This is a genomic window from Bradyrhizobium sp. BRP56, from assembly GCF_020194035.1.
Classification (GTDB): Bacteria; Pseudomonadota; Alphaproteobacteria; order Rhizobiales; family Xanthobacteraceae; genus Bradyrhizobium; species Bradyrhizobium australafricanum.
Genome location: NZ_JADYVV010000007.1, coordinates 55,141 through 68,659 on the forward strand (window position 1 = coordinate 55,141; position 13,519 = coordinate 68,659).

At 66.2% G+C, this 13,519-nt stretch carries 11 protein-coding genes; 8 read left to right on the plus strand and 3 right to left on the minus strand.

The genetic code is table 11. The annotated features are described in order from the left end of the window. The first annotated feature begins 94 nt into the window (after nucleotides 1-94). Nucleotides 95-2,227, plus strand: a complete 2,133-nt coding sequence (gene rpoD / locus I6F38_RS07290) for an RNA polymerase sigma factor RpoD (protein ID WP_225159702.1) — start codon at nucleotides 95-97, stop codon at nucleotides 2,225-2,227. A 197-nt stretch (nucleotides 2,228-2,424) separates the two neighbouring features. On the opposite strand, the gene I6F38_RS07295 is transcribed toward rpoD, so the two are convergent. Together I6F38_RS07295 and I6F38_RS07300 are read right to left on the minus strand one after the other, a co-directional pair. Beyond that, a complete protein-coding gene (locus I6F38_RS07295; RefSeq protein ID WP_026192271.1) occupies nucleotides 2,425-2,661 on the minus strand; it encodes a hypothetical protein in 237 nt (78 codons plus the stop codon). A gap of 170 nt (nucleotides 2,662-2,831) precedes the next feature. Then, nucleotides 2,832-5,636 (minus strand): CHAT domain-containing tetratricopeptide repeat protein, encoded by a 2,805-nt coding sequence (locus I6F38_RS07300; protein ID WP_225159703.1) that lies wholly within the window; start codon nucleotides 5,634-5,636, stop codon nucleotides 2,832-2,834. Between the two features lie 526 nt (nucleotides 5,637-6,162). Here I6F38_RS07300 and I6F38_RS07305 point away from each other — a divergent pair. The 3 genes from I6F38_RS07305 (at nucleotide 6,163) to I6F38_RS07315 (ending at nucleotide 8,565) form a co-directional block, all read left to right on the plus strand. After that, nucleotides 6,163-6,573, plus strand: coding sequence for an ester cyclase (locus I6F38_RS07305; protein WP_225159704.1), 411 nt, complete (start codon nucleotides 6,163-6,165; stop codon nucleotides 6,571-6,573). 166 nt (nucleotides 6,574-6,739) lie between these two features. Continuing rightward, complete coding sequence (locus tag I6F38_RS07310; protein ID WP_076827939.1) at nucleotides 6,740-7,546, plus strand: lytic murein transglycosylase; 807 nt, start codon at nucleotides 6,740-6,742, stop codon at nucleotides 7,544-7,546. Between the two features lie 170 nt (nucleotides 7,547-7,716). After that, nucleotides 7,717-8,565 carry an FRG domain-containing protein gene (locus I6F38_RS07315; RefSeq protein WP_225159705.1) on the plus strand — a complete coding sequence of 283 codons (849 nt, stop codon included), beginning with the start codon at nucleotides 7,717-7,719 and terminating at the stop codon, nucleotides 8,563-8,565. Between the two features lie 216 nt (nucleotides 8,566-8,781). Here the strand turns inward: I6F38_RS07315 and I6F38_RS07320 are convergent, their stop codons facing one another. After that, nucleotides 8,782-9,651, minus strand: a complete 870-nt coding sequence (locus tag I6F38_RS07320) for an SDR family NAD(P)-dependent oxidoreductase (protein ID WP_050383660.1) — start codon at nucleotides 9,649-9,651, stop codon at nucleotides 8,782-8,784. A gap of 160 nt (nucleotides 9,652-9,811) precedes the next feature. Between I6F38_RS07320 and I6F38_RS07325 the strand changes: the two genes are divergently transcribed. The 4 genes from I6F38_RS07325 to I6F38_RS07340 all read left to right on the plus strand — a co-directional run bounded on the left by I6F38_RS07325 (nucleotide 9,812) and on the right by I6F38_RS07340 (nucleotide 13,495). Further along, entirely contained in the window at nucleotides 9,812-10,216 is a 405-nt protein-coding gene (locus I6F38_RS07325; RefSeq protein ID WP_028333151.1) for a response regulator, read from the plus strand. 115 nt (nucleotides 10,217-10,331) lie between these two features. Then, nucleotides 10,332-10,943, plus strand: a complete 612-nt coding sequence (locus I6F38_RS07330; protein ID WP_225159708.1) for a LysE family translocator — start codon at nucleotides 10,332-10,334, stop codon at nucleotides 10,941-10,943. 690 nt (nucleotides 10,944-11,633) lie between these two features. Then, on the plus strand, nucleotides 11,634-12,839 hold the full coding sequence (locus tag I6F38_RS07335; RefSeq protein WP_225159711.1) for a GGDEF domain-containing protein: 1,206 nt from the start codon (nucleotides 11,634-11,636) through the stop codon (nucleotides 12,837-12,839). Nucleotides 12,840-12,874: 35 nt separating this feature from the next. Beyond that, the gene (locus I6F38_RS07340; protein ID WP_225159713.1) at nucleotides 12,875-13,495 is read left to right on the plus strand and encodes a peptidoglycan recognition family protein; all 621 of its coding nucleotides are present in this window, start codon (nucleotides 12,875-12,877) and stop codon (nucleotides 13,493-13,495) included. The last annotated feature ends 24 nt before the right edge of the window (nucleotides 13,496-13,519 follow it).

Here is a 13,519-nt window from a genome sequence, read left to right on the forward strand (position 1 = left end):
CCGCCCTTTGTGCGTCGAGAGAGTAAATCTAGATTTCGTGCGGATGCGCGTGCGTGGCGCCATTTTGCATGACCGCGTTTCGGGAGCTTAGTGAATGGCCACCAAGGCAAAGACGCTGCAGGTTAAGGACAAGGAAAAGGACGACAAGGCAGCGGACGCTCCTGAGAAGGATGCCGCTGACGCGCCGTCGCCGTTGCTCGACCTGTCGGATGCCGCGGTGAAGAAGATGATCAAGCAGGCCAAGAAGCGCGGCTTCGTGACCTTCGATCAGCTCAACGAAGTGCTGCCCTCCGACACGACGTCGCCCGAACAGATCGAAGACATCATGTCGATGCTGTCCGACATGGGCATCAACGTCACCGAGGCCGACGATAGCGAGGGCGAGGACGAGAAGGACGACGGCGACGACGAGACCGATAACGAACTCGTCGAGGTCACGCAGAAGGCCGTCACCGAGGTCAAGAAGTCGGAGCCCGGCGAGCGCACCGACGATCCCGTGCGCATGTATCTGCGCGAGATGGGCACCGTCGAGCTGCTGTCGCGCGAAGGCGAAATCGCGATTGCAAAACGCATCGAGGCCGGCCGCGAGGCGATGATCGCGGGCCTCTGCGAAAGCCCGCTGACCTTCCAGGCCATCATCATCTGGCGCGATGAGCTCAACGAAGGGAAGATCTTCCTCCGCGACATCATCGATCTCGAAGCCACCTATGCCGGCCCCGAGTCCAAGGGCGGCATCAATCCGAACCTGATCGGCAGCAACGGCGCCGAGGGTGCCGCCGCTGAGGGCAATGGCGGCGACGCGCAGGCCGGTGCGCCGGCCCACGTCGCGCCGCCGGCAGCGCCGCCGTCGCCGACCCCGTTCCGCGCCGCGCCCGCCGGTGGCGAAGCCGCCACCGAGGAGAAGGACCCCGCCGAGGCCGCCGCCGAAGGCGACATGGACGACGACGAGTTCGAGAACCAGATGTCGCTCGCCGCCATCGAGGCCGAGCTGAAGCCGAAGGTGGTCGAGACCTTCGACAAGATCGCATCCGAGTACAAGAAGCTGCGCCGCCTGCAGGAGCAGGACATCGCCAACCAGCTGCAGAGCGAGTCGCTGTCGCCCTCGCAGGAGCGCAAGTACAAGAAGCTGAAGGACGAGATCATCGTCGAGGTGAAGTCGCTGCGCCTCAACCAGGCCCGCATCGATTCGCTGGTCGAGCAGCTCTACGACATCAACAAGAAGCTGGTCTCGTTCGAGGGCCGCCTGCTGCGCCTCGGCGACAGCCACGGCGTCGCGCGCGAGGACTTCCTGCGCAACTACCAGGGCTCCGAGCTCGACCCGCGCTGGCTCAACCGCGTCTCCAAGCTGTCGGCCAAGGGCTGGAAGAACTTCGTCCATCACGAGAAGGACCGCATCAAGGACCTGCGCCACGAGATCCAGTCGCTGGCGGCGCTCACCGGGCTCGAGATCGGCGAATTCCGTAAGATCGTGCACGGCGTGCAGAAGGGCGAGCGCGAGGCCCGTCAGGCCAAGAAGGAGATGGTGGAAGCCAACCTCCGGCTCGTGATCTCGATCGCCAAGAAGTACACCAACCGTGGCCTGCAGTTCCTCGACCTGATCCAGGAAGGCAATATCGGCCTGATGAAGGCGGTCGATAAGTTCGAATATCGCCGCGGCTACAAGTTCTCGACCTACGCCACCTGGTGGATCCGGCAGGCGATCACCCGCTCGATCGCCGACCAGGCTCGCACAATCCGCATCCCCGTGCACATGATCGAGACGATCAACAAGATCGTCCGCACCTCGCGCCAGATGCTGAACGAGATCGGCCGCGAGCCGACCCCGGAAGAGCTCGCCGAGAAGCTCGGCATGCCCCTGGAGAAGGTGCGCAAGGTCCTCAAGATCGCCAAGGAGCCGCTGTCGCTCGAAACGCCTGTGGGCGATGAAGAGGATTCGCATCTCGGCGATTTCATCGAGGACAAGAACGCGATCCTGCCGATCGACGCTGCGATCCAGTCCAACCTGCGCGAGACCACCACGCGCGTGCTGGCCTCGCTCACCCCGCGCGAGGAGCGCGTGCTGCGCATGCGCTTCGGCATCGGCATGAACACCGACCACACGCTGGAAGAAGTCGGCCAGCAGTTCTCGGTCACCCGCGAGCGCATCCGCCAGATCGAAGCCAAGGCGCTGCGCAAGCTGAAGCACCCGTCGCGGTCGCGGAAGCTGCGGAGCTTCCTGGACAACTAATATTTCCGATTGTCATTGCCGGGCTCGACCCGGCAATCCATCGAAACAACAACGGCGGGCCTCTGGGCCCGCCGTTTTCATTTTGATCCGGCTCCGACGTCATTGCGAGCGCAGCGAAGCAATCCATACTGCGCCTGCAGCACGGTGGATTGCTTCGCTGCGCTCGCGATGACGTGGATAGAGTTGTGTGGACGCCGCTACTTCTTCTTTGCGCCGACGCGCTCGATGGACTTGATCTCGAGCGGCGGGCGGCCGCCCTTTTCGGCGATCTCGCGGTCCTGCTCGCGCAGGAAGGCGCGCACCGGCTCATCGCCGTCGAGCCCGCCAATGAGCTCCGACGGCACGCGGCGATTGGAGCGCTGCGAGCCGTCTTCATAGAAGACGTTGAAGAAGGCGAATTCGCCTTTGGGATTGGTCCCGGGTTTTTTCGGCATGCGCGGCTTGTCCTCGATCGGGGCGCCGCTGTCAAAGCAAATCGCCTGCGCCCGCGCGCCGGTCTGCCCTGCGCGATGGGGTTGCGTGCGGCCCTTGCGCAACGCCGGGCGCAGTTCGGCCCGGCCTGCGCTCGCGGCGCCCGTCCGGTCACATCAACGACATATACGGCTCAGCCCTCGAACAGCACGAACGCCGCCCACACGCTGGCGTCGCCCGCGCCCGCGACCTTGCCGTCGCGCGCATCGCGCCTCGTCTGGCGCAGCGCATCCGAATAAGTCAGGCCCGCCGCGAGGTGCTCGTAGAACCGCACGGTGAAGTTCGCGGTGCCCTCGTCGGCGACCGGCCACAGCGTCAGCAGTGCGCGGCGCGCACCGGCGATGCCGAGCGCGGTCGGCAGGCCGCGCAGGCCGCTGACGAAGCTCTCGTCGCCGCGACCGGTTTCGCAGGCCGACAGCACCAGGAGGTCGAGCCCGGACAGGTCCCAATCCATCAATTCGAAGGCATAGAGATAGCCGTCGTTCTCGTCGCGCAGCGGAAATCGGCTGTCGCCGGCGCCCGACAGCACGATACCGCTCTGCCAGAGCGTGTCGAGGCCGGAGGCCGTGCCGTCGCGATAGAAGCCGTGCGTCGCCAGATGCGCGATGCGCGCCTTGCCGATCGCCGCGCGCAGCGTGCCTTCGCTGACGCCGCGTCCGGTCAGCATCTCGACCGGCGCGCCGCGGGTGCGGGCGAGTTTTGCGATCGCCTCGATCTCGGTCCGGGTCGCGGGCAGCGGCATCGGCCCCGGCTCGCCATATTCGATGCCGCCGGCGAGCAGCATCGCCCCTCGCTGATCGAGCGTCTCGCGCGCATGGATCGCGATCAGCGCGTCGGGGCTGGTCAGCATCCGGATCGTGAACTTGTCCTCCAGCAGGCCGCCACCGCTGCCGGGCAGCAGCGCGAACGGCACGGCAAACAGGAAGCCGTCGGGCACGACATAGAGCGTGGTCTTGTCCTTCAGCAGCGGCTCCAGCGGCGCGAACAGCCGCGCCCGGAGGTTCTGGAAGCGGCCCTCGACGTCGGGCGCGTTAGCGTCGGGATCAGGCGCGGTAGCCCGCGTCGCGCGCAGGCGCGCGATCTCGGTGCGCACGCCGGTGTCGACCATCCGGCCGGGATCGCCGAGATCGACCACGCGCGGCGCGCTCGTTGCGGTCTCGACGATGGCGTAGAGCACCGTCGCCGCCAACGGGTCTTTCGCCTGGCGATCCGCCTTCCATTGCCGGGTGATGAAATAGTTGACGACGGCTTCCTGCGGCCCGAGCAGCTGTGACGGACGGATCGGGTCTTGCGGCAGCTTGACGCCGATCGCATCGAGCCGCTTCTGCAGCGCCTTCTCGGCGGCGTCCTGCCGCCCCCACACCGACCTCGCCCAGTCGTCGATATTGCCCGACGAGAACAGCTCCTGTTTCTCGCCGTTAAGCCGGAGCGCCGTCCGCAGCAGCGTCGCGGTCTCCTCGTCCTTGCCGGCGACCTCCGTCTCGAGCTGGCGCAGCGCCGTGGCGTCGGCGCCACCGAGCGTCTTCCAGCGCAGCACGGCGGCGGCAAAGGCCGGCTGCGTCACGGCGGAGCCGGCGCCGGTGGCGAAGCGGCCGAACGCGAACAAGAGATGATCGGCATGGGCGCGGATCGCTTCGGCGACGGCGCGATCGCCCGATGTGCCGACCTCGCGCTTCATCCAGTCGAACATCTCGCGGTCGAGCGTGGCGAAGGCCTGCACCGCGCGGGTCGGATCGGTCGAGATCAGCGCGGTCGCGATGCCGAGCTTGATCTCGAAGCTGATCGGATGCTGCGCCGTGAAGGCGCGGGTCGAGATCGCCAGCGCGGTCTCGCGCAGCCGCATCCCCTTGTCCCGCTCGCCGCGCTGCTCGCGTTGGCCGGCAGCCAGCACCGCGGATTTGATGCGCAGGAAATCGGCAAAATTCGCCTCATTGGCGACAATCGCCTCCAGCCGCGCCAGATCAGCCGGCGCGATCGCGGCATCGCCGGCGGCGAGCATGTCGGTGTAGAACAGCCAGGCGCCGGCCTGTCCGGCAAAGCTTGGATCCTTCGGCGCCATCGCGGCCGCGATCGCGCGGTGGCGGCGGAAGTAGCGGCGGGCGTCGTCGAAGCGGCCGAGATTGAGGAAATCCTGGCCGGCGTTGTTGACCGTCACCAGCGTGTTGAGATGGTTCTCGCCATAATGTCTGGCGCGCTTCTCGATCGCGAACAGATCGAGCTCGAGCGCCTTCGCCGGCGCGCCGATCTCGCGCAGCATGTCGGCATAATTGTTGGCGAGCTTCCAGGTGGTGCGGTGGTCGGGCCCCAGCGCCTTCTCCGCGCGCTCGAAATTGTGCCGGCCCAAATTGGTCGCCGACGCCGCCGAGCCGTTGGCGGACAGCGCGACCGCGAGCTTGTCGCTCGCGATCAGCGATTCCTCGGAGCCTTCGCCCCAATAGGCGTTGAACGCCGCGATCGCCTTCTTGTAGAGCGGAACGGCCTCGGCGATCCTGGCGTGGTCGGACAGCAGGATCGCGTACATCAGCAGCACGTCGGCATTGCCGGGTGGCCGTTGCGCCGCCGCCTTGCTCTGGAACGCGCGCACGAACAGTTTTTCGGCGAGATCGTCGCGCTTGACCGCGCGCAGCGTCGCGGTCGCGTCGAAATACTGCTCCATGACGAACTGGGCGTCGTCGAGCTTGTCTGCGGCATCCAGTGCTGCAATCAGCTGCGCATAGCCTGCGTCGAACTTGCCGCCGCGCGTCAGCGCGACGGCGTTCTTCATTTGAGCGGCGATCGCCTGCGTGCTGCCGGCGCCTTGCGCCGGCGCGCGCTTGGCGGGGGCGTTCTGCGCGGCGGCACCGTCGATCGCTGCGCTCAAAACAGCGCCGAGCGCGAGCCCGACACCGATCGATGCGGCAGCCCTGCGCGCGCGTGCGAAACCTCCGGCGATCGTCATCGGCAGCACATCCTCATCCCCAAACGCGTCATCGGATGGCGTCCCCAAATGACGGCGGCGTTGCAGCCGGCGCGCCTGGCTTTAGCGACGCGGCTTTGCATGAACAAGACAGCGCAACCGGCCGCCTGGCGGCGGAAGCGGCTTGCCCGGCCCGTGCTTCTTGGTCGCGGCCGGTGGCTTCGGCGTTCATGCGTCGCATTCTCAAATGCTTGCCGTGCGGTGCGTCGCTCGCCCGGGGCACCGCCGCCTGCATGCCACCGCCAGTCAACCATCGGATGATGTTACCGCTGGTAGGCCCGGCGCGCCGTTCGCGCAGAAGCGAGGGCAGAGGAGAGGGAATGGCTGGTGGCGGAGCCGCGCACGCCGGCGCACTTTCCCGGCAGCCGTCTTTCGTATAGGCGCGCAAACGAACGACGGCCGAAAGCTGAGCTTTTTCTGACCATCGTCACTTGCGCCATCCCGTCCGATTCGCGTATGAGGCGCATCCCTCTCTTTCTACAACCTTTCCTTCGAGAGCCGACCGCCGATGTCCAACGCCACAATCGACGCCAACAAGGCGCTCGTGCTCGCGCATTACGACGCCGTGACCAACCGCCTCGATCCCGAGGCGATCCGCGCGCAGCTGGCGCCCGACTTCTTCGACCATGCGGCGGGCAAGCGGCTGAGCGCCGAGGACGTGATCGCGCATTCGGCGGCGATGCACGAGACCTTCGCCGACCTCTCGGCGGTGGCGGAATGCCTGGTGGCCGAGCGCGACATCGTCGCCGGCCGCTTCGTCTGGCGCGGCCGGCACCGCAGCCCGTGGCGCGGCATCCAGCCAACCGGCCGCCACGTCGAATTCCGCGGCATGACGTTCTGGCGGATCAGGGACGGCAGGATCTCCGAGCGCTGGGCGGAGATCGATTTTGTGGACCTGGAGCGCCAGCTCAAGGGTTGAGCTTTAGCTACGTGCCGATCGGTTGATGGATGCGCCGTGGTCATTCACCGTGCGAACATGGATTGAGGCGCGTAGCTGCCCGCCGAGGATGGAGTGTCGTGCCGACGCTTTGACTGCCTCGTTTGCTCCATGGCATGATCGGCCAATCGAAGCAGGGGATTTTTGCATGCTCAGGTGTCGTTTGGCGGTTGTGTTCGGCGCCTTGCTGCTTGCCACCCCCTCCTATGCCGCGCGCTGCGGCGGCAGTTTTCCGACCTTCGTCCAGTCGTTCTCGCAGGAGGCGGCGAGCGCCGGCATCCAGCAGGACGTGATCTCGGCGGCGCTCGGCGGCGTGCAGCAGGATGGCGGCGTGCTCGCCTTCGACCGCCGGCAGCGCTACACCTTCAACAAGACGTTCGAGCAGTATGTCGCAACCCGGGTCGGGCCCGGGCGCATCAATGGCGGCCGCGCGATGCTGCAGCGGCACGCCGCGCTGCTTTCGAAGATCGAGCAGCAGTACGGCGTGCCGCGTCAGATCCTGGTCGCGATCTGGGGGCTCGAGACCGATTTCGGCAAGGGCGACATGGGCAAGCTGCCGGTGTTTCGCGTGCTCGCGACGCTGGCGCATGATTGCCGCCGCACCGACCTGTTCCAGGGCGAGCTGCTCGCCGCGCTCAAGATCGTGCAGCGCGGCGATCTCCGTCTCAACGACATGATCGGCGCCTATGCCGGCGAGATCGGCCAGACCCAGTTCCTGCCGTCGTCCTACATCAAGTATGGCGTCGATTTCGACGGCGACGGCCATGTCGACCTGCGCCACTCGGTCGCCGACGTGCTGGCCTCGACCGCGAACCTCCTGCACACCAGCGGCTTCAAGATGGGCGCGCCCTATGGCGAGGGCACCGCGAATTTCGAGGCGATGCGCGAGTGGAACAGGGCGGTGATCTATCGCAAGACCATCGGGTATTTTGCCGATCAGCTCGTGGGGCGGTGAAGGCGCGGCGGCCTTGTCCGTCATTGCGAGCGGAGCGAAGCAATCCATCTTTCGGCAAATGCGGGACGATGGATTGCTTCCATCGGGCCGCATCACGCATGGAGAAATGGATTCCGGGTTCAGCCCTGCGGGCTGCCCCGGAATGACAGGTTGAGAAGTCTGGTGTCTCCATGGAAACCATCGGCAGCCAAAAAATCTGGTCGTTCTTCGACCGCCGCGGATGCCAGGTCGCGAAGAACTCGGCGGTGCGGGAGGGGCCGGGCCATCGCGTCGGTTCTTATCTGGAACTCGCCACCAAGATCGCCGAGCTGCAATTCCTCAACCGCGATCATGTGCTGCTGTTTCGCGGCCAGGGCGCCGACTACAGGAACATCAAGCGCAACTCGTCGCTGAAGCCGACGCTGTTTCGCGGCGGCCGCGGCAATCCCGATCAGGCGACCCTGGTCGGGCGGTTCGATGCGCTGCAACGCGCCGAGCGGATACTGATCGCCGAATACGCCAGGGAAAAGCTGCTCGGGCTCGAGCGGCTGAAGCGGCATCGCATCCTGCGCTGGTCGATCCTGCAGCATTACGAGGTCTGCACCACGCCGCTGCTCGACGTCACCCATTCGATCCGGATCGCCGCCTCCTTTGCCTCGCTGGCGGAGACCGGCACCGCCTTCCTCTATGTGCTCGGTGTGCCGAATCTGAGCGGCGCGATCACCGCGAGCGCCGAGGCCGGCCTGCAGATCGTGCGGCTCTCAAGCGTCTGCCCGCCGTCGGCGGTGCGCCCGCACATCCAGGAGGGTTATCTGCTCGGCGAGTATCCGGAGATGTCCGGCACCGAGCAGAAAGAAAACTACTTTCCCTACGAGATGGATTTCGGCCGGCGGCTGGTCGCAAAATTCTCGTTTGCGCCGGCGTCGTTCTGGAAGAACGACAATTTCCCGCAGGTGACGAGGAGCGCGCTCTATCCCTCGGAGCGGAGCGACCCGCTGTTCCGGCTCGCACTCGGGGTGAAGAAGCAGCTGGGCGGGTAATCTCGTGTCGCGATGACGCGCAGGTGTAAACTCGCAGGCATATGTATGACCCGCAGGCCGCGCAGCATCCCCGGTGTCGTCCCGGGCTTGACCTGGGACCCATAACCACAAATGTCGGTTGTTGCACGACGCTGTGGCCCCGGCGTGCTCAACAACCCGATCCTGTGGTTATGGTCCCGGCTTTCGCCGGGACGCGGGTTACGCCGCGCCATTGCGCTACTGGCTCGCCCTCGCGGCATCGCGCGCGATCCGCCGTGCCGCCGTCTTCTCCATCATCCGTTGCATCGTTTTCCAGTAGGTCGCCGGGCGGAAGCGTTGCAGCAGGTCCATGAAGTATGCGTCCTTGCCGATCAGGATGCGCGGCTGGTTCTTCTCGATGCCGGCGATGATGCGCTGCGCGGCCGCGGTCGGCGTGGTCCTGGCCAGCGCGTCGAAGCGCTCGATCGATTCGGCGCGGCGGGCATTGTCGGTGACGCCGGTGCCGGCGCGCGAGTTGCGCGCGATGCTGGTGGCGACGCCGCCGGGATGCACCACGGACAGACGCACCGGGCTGTTCGCCACCGCAAGCTCGTGGCGCAGGCTTTCCGAGAAGCCGCGCACCGCGAACTTGGCCGCGCAATAGGCGCTCTGGCCGGGCGGGGCGATGATGCCGAAGATCGAGGAGACGTTGACGATATGCGCCTCGCGCTGCCGCGAAAGCTGCGGCAGGAAGGCGCGGGTGCCGTGCACCACGCCCCAGAAATTGATGTTGAACAGCCACTCCATCTGCGCCTGATCGAACTCGCCGAACTCGCCGAGCAGCGCGACGCCGGCATTGTTGACGACGATGTTGAGCGAGGGATGCGCCGCAACGGCGGCCTCCGCGAACGCTGTGATCTGGTCCGGCTCGCTGACGTCGAGCCGATGCACGGTGACCTTGCGCGGGCTCGCTTTGGCGATCTCCGCGGCGGCGGCCTGCAGGCCGGCCTCGTCGCGGTCGGCGATCGCCAGATCGCAGCCGCGCAGCGCCAGTTCATGCGCGAGCGCGCGGCCGATGCCGCTGGCGGCTCCGGTCACGGCAGCGGCGGATCCAGGGATCGCGGTCATGTCGGGTGGGCTCCATCTCAACGGGGGGTGGTGGTTGCCATGCGGGAACAAGGCGTTCCCACGCTTTTCTCAAATTGGAATTGAACCATCCAGTGATTTTCGGCTTTTAATCTATGTTACGCGCTCGAACCGAAGCATTCAAACCAAGGGAGCCACCCCCATGGGACAGTCAAAGCCCTACCGTGCGAAGGCCCTGGTGGTTGAGGACGACCCGATGCAGCGCGAGATGATCGGGCTGCTGCTGGAGGAAAGCGAGTTCGACGTCATCGCCTGCGAGAGCGCCGAGGCCGCCGAGCTGGTGCTGCAGGGCAACGGCGACAACGTGGTGCTGATGATGACCGACGTCGAATTGGCCGGGCACATGACCGGCATCGAGCTCGCTTATGCCGCGAAGAAGTATAGACCCGATCTCGACGTGATCGTCACCTCGGGCAAGCCGCTGCGGCAGCGCCTGCCCGAAGGCGCCTTGTTCTGGGCCAAGCCCTGGGCGCCGCTGGACGTGATCCGGGTCGCCGAGATGAAGGCGTCGGAGCTTTCGCATCGCGGATGGCGCAGGTCGTCATAACGGGGTGTCGACGCTGGCGCCGAGCGGAGGCCGGCAGCCGCTTCCGCCGTCCCCGTCGCCGTGATATTGGCGGACCATGTCCCGCCCGCCGAGGGTTTGAAGTGACGGATTTAAAGTGACCTGGTCCTTTCTGCTGACGTCGCTGATCGTGGTGGCCTCGCCCGGCACCGGCGTGCTCTATACGCTGGCGGTGGCGCTGACCCGGGGAGCGCGGGCGAGCGTCGCGGCGGCGTTCGGCTGCACGCTCGGGATCGTGCCGCAGATGATCGCGGCGATGCTCGGGCTCGCCGCCATCCTGCACACCAGCGCCGTGGCGTTCGCGGCGCTGAAATGGGGCGGCGTCGTCTATCTGCTCTACATGGCCTGGCAGGCGCTGCGCGAGCGCGGCACGCTCGCCGTCGACACCGAGATCAAGCCGCGCTCGCGCCGGCGGGTGATCGTGACCGCGATCCTGATCAACATCCTCAATCCAAAGCTGTCGATCTTCTTCCTGGCCTTCCTGCCGCAGTTCATCGCCATTGACGAGCCGCACCCGCTGGCGCGGATGGTCGAGCTCAGCGGTGTCTTCATGGCGATGACCTTTGCGGTGTTCGCGGTCTACGGGCTGTTCGCCGCCTCGGTGCGCGACCGCGTCATCACCCGGCCGAAGGTGATGGCGTGGCTGCGGCGAAGCTTTGCCGCGGGCTTTGCCCTGCTCGGCGCCAGGCTCGCCTTGGCGGAGCGCTGACGTCGCGGCCGTCGCGCCCGGACGCAGGCAATAAAAAAGCAGGCGTTGCGCCTGCTGCCTTGCGCCCCGCCGGTTCGGGGCCGATCGATTTAGGGTGGTGAATTCGAGGTTGACGTCGCTGCGACCGGTCGTCCCGGTCCGGGTGCCCGGGCAGGGCAAGAGCCGCTACCCGGGCTGGAATTCGTTACTTCTTGGCGGCCTTCTTCTTGGTGGCCTTTTTCGCCTTCGCCTTCTTCGCCTTCTTCGCTTTCTTAGCCATAGTATCCTCTCAGGGTTTCATGGATTGAACGCGACTCCGAGGCATGCTTGGCGGAGGGCCAGCCTCGCAACATCCTCGATATCAAACTCAGCAGATTCGGAGGCTGCTGCCGCGTGCTGTCACGGCGCCGTCATCGTGTTATCCACAACTGTTACGCGTTTTCGCCAGCTTTTTCGCAAAGCGTTGCGCATCTCGCGCGTCGCGGCGTCGTCGCATCCGTCATGCTTAACGATGCGCAAACGGCGGATGCGCAGATCTTCATCAATTCAAAACCACGGCGCGGATTGGCACGTTGTGGGTGACGCTCCGTTAAGCGGCGCGGCCGCATGCTGTTCCGTAAGACAACGGGGATTGTCATTTGAGGAAACGCCCGGAGGGGGCAGACGGTCATTTCAGGAGAGGCGAGCCGATACGGCTCTCGAACAGGGGCGATGTTGAGCGTTCCGACGCTTTGGACGGTATTCATTATCAATTTTCTCGCGCTCGGGCTGATCTGGGGCTATGTCGCGCGCAGCTATCCTGCTTTCGGCGCGGCGCGGTTCTGGACCGCGTCGGCCCTGGTCGCCTCAGCCGGCGCCAGCTGCGCGATGCTTCGCGTGATGCTGACGGACTCGCTGCTGCCGCTGCTCGCGGCCGGGACCTTGATGGTGTTCGCCGCCGGCCTTGCCGCGATGGGCATCGAGCGGTTCTACGACAAGCCCGCGACCTGGCGCGCCACCCTGCTGACCGCGGCGCTGGCCTTCGCCGGCCTCGGCACCTTCATCTTCGCCTATGACAGCATGCCGATGCGCATCCTGGTCTACACCATCGCCCAGGTCACGCCGTTCGCGCTGACGCTGAAGCTGTTGCTGTCGTCCGAGAACGGCCGCGTCAGCCCCGGTGCCCGGCTCGCCGGCATCGTCGCCTCCGTGCTGATCGGCATCTATGCGCTGCGTGCCGTCGGCGCGCTGCTGCAGCCCGGCGAGTTCTCCTTCGTCCGCTTCTCTGCGGGGCAGTCGCTGGTGATCCTGCTGATGGTGTTCCTGTCGATGGCGCTCAATTTCGGCTTCCTGCTGATGGCGATCGATCGGCTGCGCAACGAGGTCGCCGACCTCGCGCTGCTCGACGATCTCACCGGCGTCGGCAACCGCCGCCATCTTCTGCAGCGGCTGACCGAGGAATGCGCGCGCTCCGACCGCAACGGCGAGGCGTTCGCGCTGCTGGTGATCGACCTCGACGGCTTCAAGGGCATCAACGATACCCATGGCCACGCCGCCGGCGACGCCTGCCTGCAGCACTTCACGCTGATGGCGCAGACGCGGCTCCGCCCGGGCGACATGCTGGCCCGCACCGGCGGCGACGAGTTCTGCATCGTGCTGCCGTCCTCGACGCTGCGCGAAGGCGCGATGATCGCGCGCCGCGTGCTCGAGGTCTGCCGCGCCGATGCCGAGCAGTGCACCGGCAGGGACATTCCGATCGCGGTCTCGATCGGCGTCGCGCAATGGACCCGCGAGATCGGCCTGCATCCCGATCGCCTGGTCGCCGCCGCCGACCACGCGCTCTACGACGCCAAGAAGGGCGGCAAGAACGGCTACGCGACCTACGAGCCGAAGCCGGCGCCCGAGACGGTCGAGGCGAGCCTGCGAAAGCGCGCCTGAGCGTGCTAACGAGAGACGACACCGGATCTTCCGTGATGATGCCTCGCCTGCTCACCGCACTTCTTGTGCTGGTCCTGTCCGCTGCCGCATCGGCGGAAACGCCCGATCTCGCGACCATCGCGCGATCGCAAGGCACGCCCGAGATTCCCGGCTTGAAGATGGTCTGGCTGGCGCCCTGGGGCGACGTCGCCAAATCGCATCCCTGGCGCAACATCATCGTGCACCAGACCGAGGGGCCGCAGGGCTCGGCGCGATATGGCGCCGAGGCGCAGCACAAGAGCCCGACCCGGCGCGGCGTCATGGTCTGGGTCGAAACCGACGGCACGGTCTATTGGGCGGTCGCCGACAACCTCGTTCCGACCCACACAGACGGCGCCGATCGCAACGACAACAAATACATCGACAACAGCAAGACCTATCACCAGGTGAACAAGGACACGTCGATCGGCGTCGAGTTCGCCGGCAATTACCCCGACGTCACGACGGGCCCGACCGACGCACAGGTCGCGGCCTGGCGGGTGCTGGTGAAGCTGCTGCGCGCGCGTTACGGCATCCCGCCGGAGCGCGTCTACGCCCACAACTGGATCGACTTCAAGGATGCCCGCTACTGCGAGGGCTGCGCGCTCGCCACCATGGCGCGGCAGTGGGGCGAGTAGGGCGGCCTACTCATCAAAATCCGA

Excerpts from the sequence above, each read along its gene's own strand:
- rpoD (WP_225159702.1), top strand. The coding sequence starts at position 95 with ATGGCCACCAAGGCAAAGACGCTGCAGGTTAAGGACAAGGAAAAGGAC.
- I6F38_RS07295 (WP_026192271.1), bottom strand. The coding sequence starts at position 2,661 with ATGCCGAAAAAACCCGGGACCAATCCCAAAGGCGAATTCGCCTTCTTC.
- I6F38_RS07300 (WP_225159703.1), bottom strand. The coding sequence starts at position 5,636 with ATGACGATCGCCGGAGGTTTCGCACGCGCGCGCAGGGCTGCCGCATCG.
- I6F38_RS07305 (WP_225159704.1), top strand. The coding sequence starts at position 6,163 with ATGTCCAACGCCACAATCGACGCCAACAAGGCGCTCGTGCTCGCGCAT.
- I6F38_RS07310 (WP_076827939.1), top strand. The coding sequence starts at position 6,740 with ATGCTCAGGTGTCGTTTGGCGGTTGTGTTCGGCGCCTTGCTGCTTGCC.
- I6F38_RS07315 (WP_225159705.1), top strand. The coding sequence starts at position 7,717 with ATGGAAACCATCGGCAGCCAAAAAATCTGGTCGTTCTTCGACCGCCGC.
- I6F38_RS07320 (WP_050383660.1), bottom strand. The coding sequence starts at position 9,651 with ATGACCGCGATCCCTGGATCCGCCGCTGCCGTGACCGGAGCCGCCAGC.
- I6F38_RS07325 (WP_028333151.1), top strand. The coding sequence starts at position 9,812 with ATGGGACAGTCAAAGCCCTACCGTGCGAAGGCCCTGGTGGTTGAGGAC.
- I6F38_RS07335 (WP_225159711.1), top strand. The coding sequence starts at position 11,634 with ATGTTGAGCGTTCCGACGCTTTGGACGGTATTCATTATCAATTTTCTC.
- I6F38_RS07340 (WP_225159713.1), top strand. The coding sequence starts at position 12,875 with ATGATGCCTCGCCTGCTCACCGCACTTCTTGTGCTGGTCCTGTCCGCT.